Consider the following 13,898-nt stretch of genomic DNA (forward strand, 5'->3'; position numbering starts at 1 on the left):
TCTTTGTGACTGACAGGCGTGTAACGAGGTGTTCCGGCCGGCGGTTGCGTGAACCGAAAACAACGGCTTGTTCAGCCAACGGCGCGGTGCTTCCATGTTGCGCGACGCTCGATTAGACGGGGGCTGGATTTCCACGCCGATGCATCGTTTCGCCAATCCCGCCCGCTTCGTGCGGATTGCCCGTCCGCTCACCGCCTGGTGCGGATGGGCCGGCGCCGTGCTGGTGGCGATCGCGCTGGCGGGCGGGCTGACCGCGACGCCTGCCGATTACCTGCAGGGCGATACGGTGCGGATCATCTACATCCATGTGCCCGCCGCCTGGCTGGGCATGGCAGGCTGGGCCGGTATTGCGGGGGCGAGCGTGGCGCAACTGGCATGGCGCCATCCGCTGGCGGCGGTCGCCGCCCGCGCCATTGCCGTGCCGGGGGCGGTGTTTGCCGCCATCTGCCTGGTTACCGGATCGATCTGGGGGCGTCCGACCTGGGGCACATGGTGGGAATGGGACGGGCGGCTGACGTCGATGCTGGTGCTGTTCTTCCTATATGTCGCCTACCTCGCGCTGGCGCGGGCGGCGGGGCGCGATGCGGCGGGGCAGCGGATCGCGGCCTTGTTCGGCATGATCGGGGCGGCGAACCTGCCGATCATCCACTTTTCGGTGATGTGGTGGCGCACGCTCCACCAGGGGCAGAGCATCGGCCTGACGGGTTCCTCCATCGCAGGAGCGATGCTGTGGCCGATCCCGCTGTCGGCGCTGGGCTTCACCTTGCTGTTCGTCAGCGTCGTGCTGATGCGGATGCGCACCCTGCTGGCCGAAGCGAAGGTGGAGGCGCGGCTGCACCGGATGACCCTGTCATGAGCGCGGTGCTGCATGCCTGGCCGTTCGTCGCAGCGGCCTATGCCGTGGCGATCGGCGGCACGCTGGCGTTGCTGGGGTGGAGCCTTGCGGCGATGCGCCGGGCGGAACGACGGGCGGGGGCTCTGGATCGTCGGTGAAGGCCAGGAACCAGCGATTGACGCTGGCGCTGCTGGCGGTGGCGGCGCTGATCGGCGCGGCCCTGCTCGCCATGTCGGCGCTGAAGGAGCAGGCCGCCTATTTCTACACGCCCGGCGACGTGGCGAAGGGGCATGTGCGCCCCGGCACGGCGGTGCGGCTGGGCGGCATGGTGCGGAAGGGATCGTTGCGGCATGAGGCGGACGGCGTGACGATCGACTTCGTGGTGACGGACGGGCGCGCGACCGTGCCCGTGCGCTTTTCCGGCATCGTGCCGGCCTTGTTCCGCGAAGGATCGGGCGTGGTGGCGGATGGCCGCTTCGATCCGGCCGGCCGCTTCCTTGCCGACACCATCCTCGCCAAGCATGACGAACGCTACATGCCGCCGCAGGTCGCGGGCGCGATGCACACGTCGGACAGCGTCGCGCCATGATCGCGGAACTGGGCCTGGCGCTGTTGTGGCTGGGCGCGGCCCTGTGCGCGCTCCAGCTGGCGGTGGCGATCGTCGGCCTGCGGCGGGAGGAGAGCGGCTTGCTTGCCATGATCCGGCCGACCGCCGCGTTGCAGGCGCTGCCCACCTTGGGGGCGTTCGCCGCCCTGATCGCGCTGTTCGTGCGGGTCGATCTGTCGGTACGGCTGGTGGCCGAGAACGACCATAGCGCCAAACCCCTGCTGTACCGCCTCGCCGCGACGTGGGGAAACCACGAAGGCTCCATGCTGATGTGGGTCGCGATCCTGGCGGCGGCGGGGGCGGCGGTGGCGCTGCTGGAACGCAGGCTGCCGGACCGCACGCTGGCGGCGACATTGGGCGGCCAGGCGGCGATCGGGATCGGCTTCTACGCCTTCCTGCTGTTCGCCTCCAACCCGTACGCGCGGCTGAACCCAGCGCCGGCCGAGGGGCTGGGCCTCAATCCTTTGTTGCAGGATCCGGGTTTGGCGTTCCACCCGCCGACGCTCTATGCGGGCTATGTCGGCCTGTCCGTCGCCTTCTCCTTTGCCATCGGGGCGCTGGTCACGCGTGAGGTGGGCGCTGCGTTCGCGCGGGCGATGCGGCCGTGGGTGCTGGGCGCGTGGGTGCTGCTGACGCTGGGAATCACGGCCGGCAGCTACTGGGCCTATTATGAACTGGGCTGGGGCGGCTGGTGGTTCTGGGATCCGGTCGAGAATGCGTCGCTGATGCCGTGGCTGGCAGCGACGGCCCTGCTCCATTCGGTGACGGTGCTGGCGACGCGGGATGGCTTGCGCATCTGGACGATCATGCTGGCGGTGGTCGCCTTTTCGATGAGCATGATCGGCACCTTTCTGGTCCGCTCGGGCATCCTTACCAGCGTCCATGCCTTTGCGGTCGATCCCGGCCGGGGCGCCTTCCTGCTGGCGCTGCTGATCCTGTATATCGGGGGGGCGCTGACCCTGTTCGCGTTGCGCGCCGGCGTGGTGCGGGAAGGGGCGCGGTTCGATCTCGTCAGCCGCGAAGCTTCGCTGGTCGGCAACAATCTGCTGCTGACAGCCATCCTCGGCATCGTGCTGCTGGGTACGCTCTATCCGCTGGCGGCGGAGGCGGTCGGCAGCGCCGTGTCGGTCGGGCCGCCTTATTTCGACGCGGTGGCCGGGCCGCTCGCCTTGCTGCTGGTGGCGCTGCTCGCCATCGGACCGCTGGTGCGCTGGCGGAGCGACCAGGCGCGCACCGTCCTGCGCCGCGTGGCGCCGGGTGCGGCCGTGGCGCTGGCAACGGCGGCGGCGTGTGCGATCCGCGGCGGGATCGGGCTGATGCCCCTCCTCGGGCTCAGCCTGGCGGCGGGGCTGGCGGTGGCGAGCATCCTGCCACTGGTCGGGCGCAACCTCTTCCGGACGCCGCTGCACCTGTGGGGCATGGTGATCGCGCATCTGGGCGTGGCCGTGTCGCTGGCCGGCATGGCGTGCGACAGCGCCTTCACCGTGGAGACGCTCACCGCCGCGCGGGTAGGGGAGACGGTGTCGGTGGGGCCATGGCAGGTGCGCTTCGCCCATATCGAGCCGGTGTTCGGCCCCAATTGGCAGGCGTTGGAGGCCACGTTCGCGGCCAGCCGGGGCGATGCCGCGCCGGTCACGCTCCACCCGCAGGCGCGGGCCTATTGGTCGCCACCGGCCGAGACGAGCGAGGCGGCGATCCACACCAGTTGGAACGGGCAGCTTTACACGGTGCTGGGCAGGCAGGCGGAGGGCGGGCGCTGGCAGTTGCGCCTGTGGTGGAAGCCGTTCGTGACCCTGATCTGGGCGGGCGGCGGATTGATGGCATCGGGCGGGGTGCTGACGCTGGCCGGGCGCATCCGGCGCGGTGCGCGGGCGCGGCGGAGAAGGAAAGCGTGGGAATGAACGGTCGTCGGATCCTGTGGCTGCCGCTGGCCGCCTTCATCCTGCTCTCCTCCGGGTTGGTCTATGGGCTGGCGCGGCCGGAGAATCGGATCATCACGTCCAAGGTGGTGAGCGCGCGCGTGCCGGACTTTGCCCTGCCGGCGGCGGTGGATACGTTGCCGGGGCTCGCCAGCGCGGACCTTGCGACCGGCCAGCCGCACCTGCTCAACATCTTCGCCAGCTGGTGCATTCCCTGCATTTCCGAAGCGCCGCAGCTGAAGCGGATGGCGGATGCGGGCGTACCGATCATGGGCATCGCCGTGCGCGATCGGCCGGAGGCGGTGGCCCGCTTCCTGCGCCGTCACGGCAATCCGTTCCAGCGGATCGGGGGGGACGGCGACAGCCAGGTCCAGGTCGCGTTCGGATCGTCCGGCGTGCCCGAAAGCTTCATCGTCGACGGCAAGGGACGCATCGTCCAGCAGGTGATCGGGCCGATCAACCCGGCGGACGTCGACGCGATGGTGGCGGCGATGAAGGCAGCGCGGTGAGGGGCGCCTTGCTCTCCATGGCGCTTGCCGGCCTGGCCGCGCCGGCCTTGGCCGAGAGCAGCCTGCCGCCCGCGCCGCTCGCCAACACGCAACTGCCCGATGCGGGGCAGGAGCGGCAGGCCAAGGCGCTGATGGCGACGATCCGCTGCCTGGTCTGCCAGGGCCAATCCATTGCCGACAGCGATGCGGATCTGGCGGGCGACATGCGCAGCCTGATCCGCCAGCGTATTGCACGCGGGGAGAGGCCGGAGGCAATCCGCGCCTGGCTGGTCAGCCGTTACGGCGCCTGGGTCAGCTATGCGCCGCCGCTGGACCGCACCACCTGGCCATTATGGACCGCCCCGGTGGTGATGGTCGGCGTGGGCCTGCTGCTGGCCGCGCGGACGCTGAAGAGGCGGCGGCGATGACGGCCTGGTTCCTTCCCCTGCTATGCGCGGCCGTCCTGCTCGCGGCTTTGGTGCTGGTCGCCCGTCCCTCGCGGGGTGGCGTGCAGCTTGCGGCGGCGTTCCTGATCCTGGGACTGGTCGGCTATACGTGGCAGGGTTCGCCCGGGCTGCCCGGGCGACCATCGCAGGCCCGCGCCGCGCCTGTGCTCAAGGACAGCCTGTTCGAGAGGGAGCGCAAGGCCTTTTTCGAGACGCTGGGGCCGGAGGCGCAGGTGCTGGATACCGCCGACGCCTTCATCCGCAACGGCGATCCGGATTATGCGGCCGGCATCCTGCGCGGGGCATTGTCGCGCAACCCGGAAAGCGGGACTTTGTGGGTCGGCTATGGCCACGCGCTGACCGCAACGGCGGAGGGCGTGATGACGCCGGCCGCGCGCTACGCCTTCGATCAGGGGATCGCGCGTGCGCCGCAAAACCCCGCCGGGCGCTATTTCCTGGCGCTGGCAATGGCGGAGGCGGGCGATCTCGATCAAGCGGAGGCGATCTGGACCGGTCTGCGCCCGCTTGCCGCCAAGCGGTCGCAGTGGCGCGCGTTGGTCGAGCAGAAGATCGCCGCCGTCGCCCGCTTGCGCACGATGATGCAGGATCAGCCCTGATCGGTGATGTGCGGCACCCTCGCCACCTTATTTGATGGCGAGGGGGATGCCCGCCACCACCAGATGGACCCGGTCGACGGAGGCGGCGACGCGCTGGTTGATCGTGCCAGCCATGTCGCGGAAGCGGCGGGCGAGCGCATTGTCGGGTACGATGCCCAACCCGACTTCGTTGGCCACAAGGATGATGCGTCCGCGACCGCGCGCCAGCACATGCTCCAGTTCGGCCAGGGGGGCGTCCAGCGCCTCCTCGGCAAGCAGCAGATTGGACGCCCACAGGGTCAGGCAATCCACCAGGATCACCGCGTCCGGTCGATCCGCCTGCTCGACGGCGGCGGCGAGGGAGCGGGGCGCTTCCACCGTCCGCCAGCGTGGCCCCCGATCGGATCGGTGGCGGTCGATCCGGTCGCGCATCTCGTCGTCGAACGGCTGCGCGGTCGCGATGAAGACGAGGGTGCCGGCACAGGATTCCGCCAGCGCCTGGGCATGGCGGCTCTTGCCCGAACGCGCGCCGCCGATCACCAGCATCGTCCGTCCGTTCATCGTCAGCATCGCTACCTCTTGTGCAAGCGCGCGCCTTCGCGGATGGGCGCGGGGAATGTTCGATCCCACACCGCATAGCCTGTCCTTTCACGGCGGTCGCCTGGATGAAGCGGCGCGGCGTTTCCGCGATGCGCCCGTGCCATGGCTGGATCTGTCCACGGGCATCAACCCGGGTGCGTGGCAAGCGCCCGCCGGCATCGCCGCCGACCTGCGTGCGCTACCGTCCGGATCCGATTTGAAGGCGCTGAACGGCGCGGCGGCGGGAATGATGGGCGCCGACCATGTGGCGGTCGCGGCATTGCCGGGCAGCGAGATCGGGCTGCGCCTGGTGGCGCAGCTCGGCCTGCCCAGACCATGGCGGATCGTGGGGCCGGGCTATCGCACCCACGCCGCCGCCCTGCCGGGGGCAGAGGCGATCGGCGCCGATGCCGTCCTGGCCGAAGGCGCGCGCGGGGGCACGTTGCTGCTCGCCAACCCCAACAACCCCGATGGGCGGCTGTGGCAGCCTCGGGCCTTGTTGGCGTTGGCGCGCGCGCTGGCGGCGGCGGGCGGCGTGCTGGTGATCGACGAAGCCTTTGCCGATGCGGTGCCGGACGCCAGCATCCTGCCCCTGCTGTCGGCCGACGATCGGGTTCTGGTATTCCGGTCCTTCGGCAAGTTCTTCGGACTGGCGGGCGTGCGGCTGGGCTTTGCCTTCGGCGCCGGGGATCTGGTCGCGTCGCTAGGCGAGATGCTGGGGAGTTGGCCGGTATCGGCCACCGCCATCGCGCTCGGCACGGCGGCCTATCGCGACCGGCCGTGGATCGACGCGACGCGGGCACGCTTGCGGGCGGATGCCGACGCACTGGACGGGTTGCTCGCCAGGCACGGGCTGACGGCGGGCGGGGCATGCCCGCTGTTCCGGCTGGTGGAGACCGACGAGGCGCCGGGAGTGTTCGAAAGGCTGGCGCGCGCGGGCATCCTGACCCGGCCGTTCGATCATGCGCCGCGCTGGCTGCGCTTCGGCCTGCCGGGGGATGCGGCGGAACGGGCGCGGCTGGACCGGGCGTTGCGCCATGGCTGAGCCCGTCGCCCTGGTCGCGCTGATGGCCGATGCGGCGCTGGGCTGGCCGGCGTGGCTCTATGCGCGGGCCGGCCATCCGGTAGGAGCGTTCGCGCGGTTGATCGGCGGGTGCGAGCGATGGGGAAACCGGCCGACACTGTCGACCGCAACCCGGCGGCTGGCGGGGGTGGCGACGATCGCCCTGGTCGTGGCGTCCGGCACAAGCGTGGCGTGGCTGGCGGAGGCGGCGGTGCGGGCGGTGTTCGGCCCGGCCGGGTGGGTCGCGGTGGCGCTGCTGGCATGGCCGGGCCTCGCGCAGCGCAGCCTGAACGATCATGTCCTGCCCGTGGCGACCGCGCTGGAGCGAGGCGACCTGCCGGCGGCGCGCGCGGCGGTGGGCCGGATCGTCGGGCGCGATGTGGAACAACTGGACGAGGCGGGCGTGGCCCGCGCGGCGATCGAGAGCCTCTCCGAAAGCGTCTGCGACGGCGTGGCGGCGCCCTTGTTCTGGCTGCTGCTGCTCGGCCTGCCGGGGCTATGGGCCTATAAGGGCATCAACACCGCCGACAGCCTGATCGGCCATCGCGAACAACGCTGGCGCGCGTTCGGATGGGCGTCGGCGCGGCTGGACGACCTGGCCAATCTGCTGCCGGCGCGGCTGAGCGGGGTGCTGCTCTGCCTGGCGGGCGGCGGCGGGTGGCGGGTGATGGTGCGCGATGCGCGGCGCCATGCCTCGCCCAATGCGGGCTGGCCGGAGGCGGCTATGGCGGGGGCGCTTGGGATCAGGCTGGCGGGGCCGATCGCCTATGACGGCGTGGTCGCGGACAAGCCGTGGATCGGGGATGGAATGCGGGAGCCGGGCGCGCGTGAGATAAAGCGGGCGCTTGCGGTCTATCGCCGGGCGTGCCTGATGCTGTGGATCGTGGCGGGGGTGGTGGCATGGGCGCGATAATGTTGCAGGGCACCGGTTCGGACGTGGGCAAGTCGGTGCTGGTGGCGGGCCTGTGCCGCGCCATCGCCAATCGCGGGCTGACGGTGCGCCCGTTCAAGCCGCAGAACATGTCCAACAATGCCGCCGTGACGCCGGACGGGGGCGAGATCGGACGGGCGCAGGCGACCCAGGCCATCGCCGCGCGCGTGCCCCCAAGCTTCGACATGAACCCGGTGCTGCTGAAGCCGCAGGGGGACCGCACCTCCCAACTGGTCGTGCACGGCCGGGTGCGTGGGATCCTGAAGGCGTCGGAATGGCGCAGCGGCCGCGAGGGGCTGATGACGGAGGTGCTGGACAGCTACTGCCGGCTAGCGGCGCAGGCGGACGTGGTGGTGGTGGAGGGCGCGGGATCGGCGGCGGAGGTCAATCTGCGCGGCGGGGACATCGCCAATATGGGCTTTGCGCGCGCCGCCGACGTGCCGGTGGTGCTGGTGGGCGACATCGATCGCGGCGGCGTGATCGCCTCCCTGGTCGGCACGCGCGCGGTGATCGACCCCGACGACGCCGCCATGGTCGGCGGCTTCATGGTCAACAAGTTCCGGGGCGACCCGGCGCTGTTCGCGGACGGGTTGCGCGCGATCGCGCGGCATACCGGCTGGCGCAGCTATGGGCTGGTGCCGTGGCTGTCCGATGCCGCCCGCCTGCCGAGCGAGGACGCAATGGTGCTGCAACGACGAACGGCACGCGGCAACGGCCGTGTCGTGATCGCCTGCCCGATCACGCGCCACATCGCCAATTTCGACGATCTCGATCCCCTTAGGCTGGAGCCGGAGGTCGAGCTGGTGATGGTCCCGCCCGGCGATCCCATCCCGGCGGAGGCGCAGCTGATCGTGCTGCCCGGATCCAAGGCGACGATCGCGGACCTGCGCTTCATCCGGGCGCAAGGCTGGGACATCGATCTGCGCGCGCATCACCGGCGGGGACGGCCGATCGTCGGGCTGTGCGGGGGCTATCAGATGCTGGGCCGCCACGTCGCCGATCCCGATGGCATCGAAGGCCCGGCGGAAACGGTGGAGGGGCTCGGCCTGCTGGACGTGGACACCCGGTTGGGCGGGGACAAGATGCTGACCGAGGTCACCGGAACCGCGCTGGACGCACCCTTCCATGGCTATGAGATGCACCTGGGCCGCACCACGGGCGCGGACACGGCCCGGCCGGTCGCGCAGTTCGACGATGGGCGGCCGGACGGGGCGACCAGCGCGGACGGGCTGGTCGCGGGCAGCTATGTTCACGGCCTGTTCGGCATGGCGGAACAACGCCGTGCCTGGCTCAGGCGGATCGGCGCGGACGGGAGCGGGCCGGACCATCGCGCCGCGATCGATGCGGCGCTGGACGCGATCGCGGCGGAACTGGAGCAGCATGTCGACATTGACGGGCTGCTCGCTTTGTCAAAGACGGCCAAGCACCACGGCGGCGAGTAGCAGCCCGGTTTCGACCAACTCGATACCCGTCCCATGCCCGTCGCCGTTGATCCCGCCGACGCGGGCGTGGAGCCATATGGCATAGGCCGCGAGCAGGAGCGGCGCCGCCAGCAGCGCGGGCGCGGCCACGCAGGCGGCGGCCAGCAGCAGGCCCCAGCCGACCAGGTCGCGCGGGCGGACGGCGCACGCCACCGTCGCGCCGAGCCCGGGCTTCAGCGGCGGCAGCCAGCGCGCCCAGGCCAGCGGCCCGATGCGGGCGGCGGCGGGGATGAGGAGCAAGGCCCACCAGCCGGCGGGAGCGAGCGCGTGCAGCAGCACCAGCTTGGCGATCATCTGCAGAACAAGGGCGATCACGCCGAAGCTGCCGATATGCGGGTCCGCCATCACGGCGAGCAGGCGGGACCGGTCGCCATGCGCCGCGCCCAGCCCGTCGGCCAGATCGGCCAGACCGTCCAGGTGGAGCCCGCCCGTCACCACCACCCACGCCGCGAGCGCGGCCAGCGCCCCGGTCCACGCATCGACCTGCGCGCCGACCCAGCCGGATGCGGCAACGAGCAGCCCGATCACTAGCCCGACCAGCGGGTAGCAGCGGATCGCGGCCGCGAAATCGTCGGCGGAGCCTTGAACGGCAGGCACCGGCAGGCGGGTGAGGAAACCCACTGCGATCAGGAAGCGCCTCATGCCGTCAGTCCGACGATCTGGCCGGCCGGCGGCGGGCCGGGCCAGAGACGCAGCGACAGGATGCCGGCATAAGGCAGGTCGAACGCCCACACCTGTCGCGCGTCGAAACCGCAGGCGGAGGCCAGCGCCGCCCGCATCGCCCCGGCGTGAGTGACCACCAAGGCCGGCTCCGTAATCTCCGCCAAGGCGGCGCCGACGCGCGCCACCAGCGCCGACCAGCATTCTCCGCCGGGCGGTGGCGCGGCATCGGGATCGTCCCAGAAGCGTGCCAGCGCCTGGCTGTCCACCTCGGCGGCAAGACAGCCGTCCCATGCCCCGAAATCCAGTTCGCGCCAGCGCGGGTCAAGGCGCACGGGCAGGCTGTGTCCCGCAATGGCCTGAGCGCAGGCGTGGGCGCGGAGGAGGTCGGAGGAGACGATCTCCGTCACCTCCAGCCGGGCGGCGGCGGCGCGGCACGCGGCGATGCCGGCGGGGGTGGCGGGACAGTCGGTGTGCCCGAGCAGGCGGCCGGCCAGCACCGGCTCGCCATGGCGCATCAGGTGCACCACCGTGCCCGTGGTCACGCGGTGGAGACGCCGGCTTCGGCGAAGGTCGCCATGCCGTTATGCGCGGCCAGCGCGGCGCGGACGATGTTCGCCGCCACCGCCGCGCCGCTGCCTTCGCCCAACCGCATGGCAAGCGACAGCAGCGGCTCCAGCCCCAGCCGGACGAGCAGGCGCGCATGGCCGGGCTCGGCCGAGCAATGGCCCGCCAGGCAATGGTCGACGATGGTCGGGTGAAAGGCGGCGAGCGGCGCCAGCGCCGAGCCGCAGATGAAGCCGTCGAGCAGCACCGGTATCCCGGCCAGCCGCGCCGCCACGACCGCGCCCGCCATCGCGGCGATCTCACGCCCGCCCAACCTGCGCAGCGTCTCAAAGGCCGACGTCGCCGCGTCGCCATGCAGCGAGACGCCCGCATCCACCGTGGCGAGCTTGGTGGCGAAGGCGTCGCCCTGCACGCCCGTGCCGGGGCCGACCCAGTCGCGCGCGGTGCCGCCGAAACTGGCGCAGGCAAGGGCGGCGGCGGCGGTGGAGTTGGCGATCCCCATCTCCCCCAGCAGCAGCAGGTCCAACCCGTCCTCCACCACCGCCGCCCCGACGTTGAGGGCGGCGAGGCACTCGGCCTCCTCCATCGCCGCGGCCTGAGTGAAGTCGGCGGTCGGCCGGTCGAGATCCAGCGGGACGACCACCAGTTCCAGTTCGGCAGCGGAGGCGAGGCTGTTGATCGCCGCCCCGCCGCGCTGGAAATTGGCCACCATCTGCACGGTGACGTCGGCCGGGAAGGCGCTGACCCCGCGCGCGGCGACGCCGTGATTGCCCGCGAACACCGCCACCCGGCCACGATCCAGCACGGGCCGGGCGCGGCCCTGCCAGCCGGCCATGAAGACCGCGATGTCCTCCAGCCGGCCAAGCGATCCCACCGGCTTGGTAAGGTCGTTCTGCCGCTCGGCGGCGGCGGCGCGGCTGTCCGCATCGGGCGCGGGTAGCGCACTCAACGCGGCCTCGAACGCGGCGGGAGAGATGAAGCGGATCATTCGACGACAAATCCCGGCGGGGGCGTGCGGGTGATGAAATGGCCCTTCACCCCGGCAGGCCATTGCTTGAACGGCACCTGGCCCGTCTCGCTCGCGGCATAGAGGGCGGCATAATCCAGGATGGCGCGGGCCGCGTCCGCATCGGGCGCGAACCGGCCGAGGACATAGCCAACCTTGCCCGGCGCGCGCAGGTGGATGGCGCAATGTTCGGTGCAGGCGAACAGGCACGGCATGTCCTGCACCGCCACACCGGCATAGGCCGGGTCGGCGGCCTGCGCCTGGCGCAAGGCGTCCGCCAGCACCGCGCCGCCGCGCCGGCCCGCTGCATCCTCCCGCCCATCCCCGGAAAAGCGGCAGGTGTTGCAGACGACCACGGCGGCACCGGGATCGACGGGGTTCAGCTTCATCAGAACTCGATCCCCGCCTGCGCCTTGATCCCGCCACGGAAGGGATGCTTGACCTGCGTCATCTCGGTCACCAGGTCGGCGGCGTCGATCAGCGGCTGCGGCGCGTTGCGGCCGGTGACCACGACATGCTTCATCGGCGCGCGGTCGACCACGGCCTCCAGCACCTCCGCCAGGGGCAGGTAATCGTAGCGCAGCACGATGTTGAGCTCGTCCGCGATGACCAGCGCGATGTCGGGATCGGCGATCATCCGCTTGACCGTATCCCAGGCGGTCCGCGCCACCGCAATGTCGCGGGCGCGATCCTGCGTGTCCCAGGTGAAGCCTTCGCCCATGGGACGAAACTCGACCAGATCGGGGAATGCGTCGAAGATGGCGCGCTCGCCAGTGGTCATCGCGCCCTTCACGAACTGGACGATGCCGACCTTCATGCCATGCCCCATGGCGCGCACCGCCATGCCGAAGGCCGCGGTCGATTTGCCCTTGCCCGCGCCGGTATGGACGATCAGCAGACCTTTCTCGCCCGTCTTGCCTGCCATCATATCACGCCGTGCCGCCTGGATGCGGCGCATTTTGTCGGTGTGGCGTTGCGCGTCCGCTTCCGTCTCGCTCATCGCCGGACCCGATGGCCGGCGGCGAGGAACAGCCGCTCCGCCGAGCGGCCGAACAGGTCGGCGGTGACCAGCCAGAACACGCCCTGCGCGGCGATCGAGCCCAAGCGGAACTGCCACAGCAGGGTCGCGGGGAAGTCGCCCGGCACCTCGTCGATCACCGGCAGCAGGTGCTGGAGGAGAGCGACCGCGCCGACATAGATGCCGCTCGCGATCAGCAGCCGGTCGACCGCGCCACAGCGATCGGCCAGACGCCGCCATGCCCACAAGGCACCACTCGCGGCGAGCAGCGACACGGCCAGCATCGCGAAATAGGCGGCGGTGCGCAGCCGCACCGTTTCATGCAGGCCCACGGCCGGGGGCGTCGGCGGATATTTGATCGCGGGCACAAGCACGATGGCCACGAACGCGCCGAGTGCCAGCAGCAGCGCCAGGCTGCGCGGGCCGATCCGCACCACCCGTCCGTACAGGCCGGCAAAGACGATGGCCAGCAGCCCGCCCAAAGCGGTGCCGTACAGCCCCATCGCGGTAAACAGGCCCCACGTCTTCTGCGTCGCGCGGCTGACCAGCTCCGCATGCGGCATCGCGCCGGCGGCATGGGCGGCATGCTGCGCCTCAAGCGCGATGGCGGCGTCGATCTGCGGCTCGGCGAACAGCAGGGCGAAGGTGGCGGCGACGAACGCGCCGACCAGCCCGGCGAGCATCCCCCGCCAGAGCAAAGTCTTCATCATGGCCGGGTGATCCCCGTGGTCAGTGGCAGGGAAAGCCCAGCAGATGGCGACCGTCATGCACATATTCATGCACGTACATGCCGTCGAACAGCGCAAACGCGCCCTGTTCGGTGCTGACGAAATAGAGCAGGATCAGCGCCATCACGGTCGCGAGCACCGCCCATGGCGCAATATCGCCCAGCGGGATGTCGGCGGTGGCGCCGACCGGGATGAAGCTGTCGTCAAAAGCAGCGACGGCGCTGGTCATGGCTTTGTCTCCTGCCCGGGAAAACGCGCCCGGCGTGGGTGAAGGATCCGGGCGGGGTCTGGCTCTCGACAGAAAGGGTTCCGCCGATCACAGTGGCGCGACCGCGCCGGGCTTGCACCGGCTTCCCGCCCGGTTCCGATGCCCTGCTGTGCCGGGTTGGCGGGATCGCGTCAACTGATCAGGAGCCCGGCACCATGTCCACCCGCCTCGTCCTGCTCTGCGCGGGCGCTACCGCGTCGGCCCGCGGCGGCGGCTTCCCGGACCCCGCCGAGCCGCTGGATGCGGGCGGGCGGGATAAGGCGCGGACATGCGATCCGGGCGTTTCCCGCGCCAGCCGATGTTGGACCAGCCCCTCGCACGTGGCGCGCGAGACCGCCGCGATGCTGGGGCTCGCGCCGGTCGAGGAGCCGGCATTGCGCGACATCGGCTGTGGCGATTGGACCGGCCTGCCGTTCGGACAAATCGATCGGCAGGCACTGGCCGGCTGGCTGGCCGCGCCGGAAGCGGGCACGCCGGGCGGAGAGAGCATGGCGGAGGTGCTGGCCCGGGTGGCACCCTGGATGGACGGATTGGGCGAAGGCCCCGCGCTGGCGATCACCCACGCCGCCGTGATCCGCGCCGCCATCGGCCATGCCTTGGGTGCGTCGCCCGCCGCGACGCTGGGGATCGACGTCGCGCCCTTGTCGGTGACCGTCCTGTCGCGGCACGGACGGTGGCGGTTGCGGGAGCTTCGCCGTGCCTGATG

19 protein-coding genes and 1 riboswitch are annotated in these 13,898 nt (G+C 71.2%); of the genes, 11 read left to right on the forward strand and 8 right to left on the reverse strand.

Translation table 11 applies throughout. The features are described 5' to 3' along the window. The first annotated feature begins 139 nt into the window (after window positions 1–139). The 7 genes from ccmC to Q0D93_RS03280 are packed head-to-tail and all read left to right on the forward strand — an operon-like array spanning window position 140 to window position 4,912. Window positions 140–856, forward strand: coding sequence for a heme ABC transporter permease CcmC (gene ccmC / locus Q0D93_RS03250; RefSeq protein WP_294391341.1), 717 nt, complete (start codon window positions 140–142; stop codon window positions 854–856). Next, window positions 853–993: a hypothetical protein gene (locus Q0D93_RS03255; RefSeq protein ID WP_294391343.1), complete on the forward strand. Its 141-nt coding sequence runs from the start codon at window positions 853–855 to the stop codon at window positions 991–993. Before ccmC ends, Q0D93_RS03255 begins: the two co-directional genes overlap by 4 nt. Further along, the gene (gene ccmE / locus Q0D93_RS03260) at window positions 990–1,424 is read left to right on the forward strand and encodes a cytochrome c maturation protein CcmE (protein ID WP_294391346.1); all 435 of its coding nucleotides are present in this window, start codon (window positions 990–992) and stop codon (window positions 1,422–1,424) included. Before Q0D93_RS03255 ends, ccmE begins: the two co-directional genes overlap by 4 nt. Beyond that, the gene (locus Q0D93_RS03265) at window positions 1,421–3,343 is read left to right on the forward strand and encodes a heme lyase CcmF/NrfE family subunit (RefSeq protein ID WP_294391349.1); all 1,923 of its coding nucleotides are present in this window, start codon (window positions 1,421–1,423) and stop codon (window positions 3,341–3,343) included. Before ccmE ends, Q0D93_RS03265 begins: the two co-directional genes overlap by 4 nt. Continuing rightward, window positions 3,340–3,870: a redoxin family protein gene (locus Q0D93_RS03270; RefSeq protein ID WP_294391352.1), complete on the forward strand. Its 531-nt coding sequence runs from the start codon at window positions 3,340–3,342 to the stop codon at window positions 3,868–3,870. The genes Q0D93_RS03265 and Q0D93_RS03270 overlap by 4 nt, the downstream gene beginning before the upstream one ends. Next, window positions 3,867–4,277, forward strand: a complete 411-nt coding sequence (locus Q0D93_RS03275) for a cytochrome c-type biogenesis protein (RefSeq protein WP_294391354.1) — start codon at window positions 3,867–3,869, stop codon at window positions 4,275–4,277. The genes Q0D93_RS03270 and Q0D93_RS03275 overlap by 4 nt, the downstream gene beginning before the upstream one ends. Next, entirely contained in the window at window positions 4,274–4,912 is a 639-nt protein-coding gene (locus Q0D93_RS03280) for a tetratricopeptide repeat protein (protein WP_294391357.1), read from the forward strand. The genes Q0D93_RS03275 and Q0D93_RS03280 overlap by 4 nt, the downstream gene beginning before the upstream one ends. A gap of 27 nt (window positions 4,913–4,939) precedes the next feature. On the opposite strand, the gene cobU is transcribed toward Q0D93_RS03280, so the two are convergent. Further along, complete coding sequence (gene cobU, locus Q0D93_RS03285) at window positions 4,940–5,452, reverse strand: bifunctional adenosylcobinamide kinase/adenosylcobinamide-phosphate guanylyltransferase (RefSeq protein WP_294391689.1); 513 nt, start codon at window positions 5,450–5,452, stop codon at window positions 4,940–4,942. A 55-nt stretch (window positions 5,453–5,507) separates the two neighbouring features. Here cobU and Q0D93_RS03290 point away from each other — a divergent pair, with 55 nt between their 5' ends. The 3 genes from Q0D93_RS03290 to Q0D93_RS03300 are packed head-to-tail and all read left to right on the forward strand — an operon-like array spanning window position 5,508 to window position 8,906. Then, window positions 5,508–6,515, forward strand: coding sequence for a threonine-phosphate decarboxylase (locus tag Q0D93_RS03290; protein ID WP_294391360.1), 1,008 nt, complete (start codon window positions 5,508–5,510; stop codon window positions 6,513–6,515). After that, the gene (gene cbiB / locus Q0D93_RS03295) at window positions 6,508–7,446 is read left to right on the forward strand and encodes an adenosylcobinamide-phosphate synthase CbiB (protein ID WP_294391363.1); all 939 of its coding nucleotides are present in this window, start codon (window positions 6,508–6,510) and stop codon (window positions 7,444–7,446) included. The genes Q0D93_RS03290 and cbiB overlap by 8 nt, the downstream gene beginning before the upstream one ends. After that, window positions 7,434–8,906: a cobyric acid synthase gene (locus Q0D93_RS03300; RefSeq protein ID WP_294391366.1), complete on the forward strand. Its 1,473-nt coding sequence runs from the start codon at window positions 7,434–7,436 to the stop codon at window positions 8,904–8,906. Before cbiB ends, Q0D93_RS03300 begins: the two co-directional genes overlap by 13 nt. Here Q0D93_RS03300 and cobS read toward each other — a convergent pair. The 7 genes from cobS to Q0D93_RS03335 are packed head-to-tail and all read right to left on the reverse strand — an operon-like array spanning window position 8,874 to window position 13,153. Beyond that, complete coding sequence (cobS, locus tag Q0D93_RS03305; protein WP_294391369.1) at window positions 8,874–9,587, reverse strand: adenosylcobinamide-GDP ribazoletransferase; 714 nt, start codon at window positions 9,585–9,587, stop codon at window positions 8,874–8,876. The two genes, Q0D93_RS03300 and cobS, sit on opposite strands and share 33 nt — an antisense overlap. Further along, window positions 9,584–10,123 carry a histidine phosphatase family protein gene (locus Q0D93_RS03310; RefSeq protein ID WP_294391690.1) on the reverse strand — a complete coding sequence of 180 codons (540 nt, stop codon included), beginning with the start codon at window positions 10,121–10,123 and terminating at the stop codon, window positions 9,584–9,586. The genes cobS and Q0D93_RS03310 overlap by 4 nt, the downstream gene beginning before the upstream one ends. Before the next feature lie 23 nt (window positions 10,124–10,146). Next, on the reverse strand, window positions 10,147–11,160 hold the full coding sequence (gene cobT, locus Q0D93_RS03315; protein ID WP_294391372.1) for a nicotinate-nucleotide--dimethylbenzimidazole phosphoribosyltransferase: 1,014 nt from the start codon (window positions 11,158–11,160) through the stop codon (window positions 10,147–10,149). After that, a complete protein-coding gene (locus Q0D93_RS03320; RefSeq protein WP_294391374.1) occupies window positions 11,157–11,567 on the reverse strand; it encodes a DUF1636 domain-containing protein in 411 nt (136 codons plus the stop codon). Before Q0D93_RS03320 ends, cobT begins: the two co-directional genes overlap by 4 nt. Then, window positions 11,567–12,178 (reverse strand): cob(I)yrinic acid a,c-diamide adenosyltransferase, encoded by a 612-nt coding sequence (gene cobO / locus Q0D93_RS03325; RefSeq protein ID WP_294391377.1) that lies wholly within the window; start codon window positions 12,176–12,178, stop codon window positions 11,567–11,569. Before cobO ends, Q0D93_RS03320 begins: the two co-directional genes overlap by 1 nt. Then, on the reverse strand, window positions 12,175–12,903 hold the full coding sequence (locus Q0D93_RS03330; protein WP_294391380.1) for a CbtA family protein: 729 nt from the start codon (window positions 12,901–12,903) through the stop codon (window positions 12,175–12,177). Before Q0D93_RS03330 ends, cobO begins: the two co-directional genes overlap by 4 nt. A gap of 22 nt (window positions 12,904–12,925) precedes the next feature. Further along, the gene (locus Q0D93_RS03335; protein ID WP_294391383.1) at window positions 12,926–13,153 is read right to left on the reverse strand and encodes a CbtB-domain containing protein; all 228 of its coding nucleotides are present in this window, start codon (window positions 13,151–13,153) and stop codon (window positions 12,926–12,928) included. Between the two features lie 55 nt (window positions 13,154–13,208). After that, window positions 13,209–13,280, reverse strand: a riboswitch (cobalamin riboswitch). Between the two features lie 67 nt (window positions 13,281–13,347). On the opposite strand from Q0D93_RS03335, the gene Q0D93_RS03340 reads away from it, so the two are divergent. Further along, window positions 13,348–13,896 carry a histidine phosphatase family protein gene (locus tag Q0D93_RS03340; RefSeq protein WP_294391385.1) on the forward strand — a complete coding sequence of 183 codons (549 nt, stop codon included), beginning with the start codon at window positions 13,348–13,350 and terminating at the stop codon, window positions 13,894–13,896. The last annotated feature ends 2 nt before the right edge of the window (window positions 13,897–13,898 follow it).

Origin of the sequence: uncultured Sphingomonas sp. (assembly GCF_934560975.1) — a bacterium.
Classification (GTDB): Bacteria; Pseudomonadota; Alphaproteobacteria; order Sphingomonadales; family Sphingomonadaceae; genus Sphingomonas_I.

Excerpts from the sequence above, each read along its gene's own strand:
- ccmC (WP_294391341.1), top strand. The coding sequence starts at position 140 with ATGCATCGTTTCGCCAATCCCGCCCGCTTCGTGCGGATTGCCCGTCCG.
- Q0D93_RS03255 (WP_294391343.1), top strand. The coding sequence starts at position 853 with ATGAGCGCGGTGCTGCATGCCTGGCCGTTCGTCGCAGCGGCCTATGCC.
- Q0D93_RS03265 (WP_294391349.1), top strand. The coding sequence starts at position 1,421 with ATGATCGCGGAACTGGGCCTGGCGCTGTTGTGGCTGGGCGCGGCCCTG.
- Q0D93_RS03270 (WP_294391352.1), top strand. The coding sequence starts at position 3,340 with ATGAACGGTCGTCGGATCCTGTGGCTGCCGCTGGCCGCCTTCATCCTG.
- Q0D93_RS03280 (WP_294391357.1), top strand. The coding sequence starts at position 4,274 with ATGACGGCCTGGTTCCTTCCCCTGCTATGCGCGGCCGTCCTGCTCGCG.
- cobU (WP_294391689.1), bottom strand. The coding sequence starts at position 5,452 with ATGAACGGACGGACGATGCTGGTGATCGGCGGCGCGCGTTCGGGCAAG.
- Q0D93_RS03290 (WP_294391360.1), top strand. The coding sequence starts at position 5,508 with ATGTTCGATCCCACACCGCATAGCCTGTCCTTTCACGGCGGTCGCCTG.
- cbiB (WP_294391363.1), top strand. The coding sequence starts at position 6,508 with ATGGCTGAGCCCGTCGCCCTGGTCGCGCTGATGGCCGATGCGGCGCTG.
- Q0D93_RS03300 (WP_294391366.1), top strand. The coding sequence starts at position 7,434 with ATGGGCGCGATAATGTTGCAGGGCACCGGTTCGGACGTGGGCAAGTCG.
- cobS (WP_294391369.1), bottom strand. The coding sequence starts at position 9,587 with ATGAGGCGCTTCCTGATCGCAGTGGGTTTCCTCACCCGCCTGCCGGTG.
- Q0D93_RS03310 (WP_294391690.1), bottom strand. The coding sequence starts at position 10,123 with ATGCGCCATGGCGAGCCGGTGCTGGCCGGCCGCCTGCTCGGGCACACC.
- cobT (WP_294391372.1), bottom strand. The coding sequence starts at position 11,160 with ATGATCCGCTTCATCTCTCCCGCCGCGTTCGAGGCCGCGTTGAGTGCG.
- Q0D93_RS03320 (WP_294391374.1), bottom strand. The coding sequence starts at position 11,567 with ATGAAGCTGAACCCCGTCGATCCCGGTGCCGCCGTGGTCGTCTGCAAC.
- cobO (WP_294391377.1), bottom strand. The coding sequence starts at position 12,178 with ATGAGCGAGACGGAAGCGGACGCGCAACGCCACACCGACAAAATGCGC.
- Q0D93_RS03330 (WP_294391380.1), bottom strand. The coding sequence starts at position 12,903 with ATGAAGACTTTGCTCTGGCGGGGGATGCTCGCCGGGCTGGTCGGCGCG.
- Q0D93_RS03335 (WP_294391383.1), bottom strand. The coding sequence starts at position 13,153 with ATGACCAGCGCCGTCGCTGCTTTTGACGACAGCTTCATCCCGGTCGGC.
- Q0D93_RS03340 (WP_294391385.1), top strand. The coding sequence starts at position 13,348 with ATGTCCACCCGCCTCGTCCTGCTCTGCGCGGGCGCTACCGCGTCGGCC.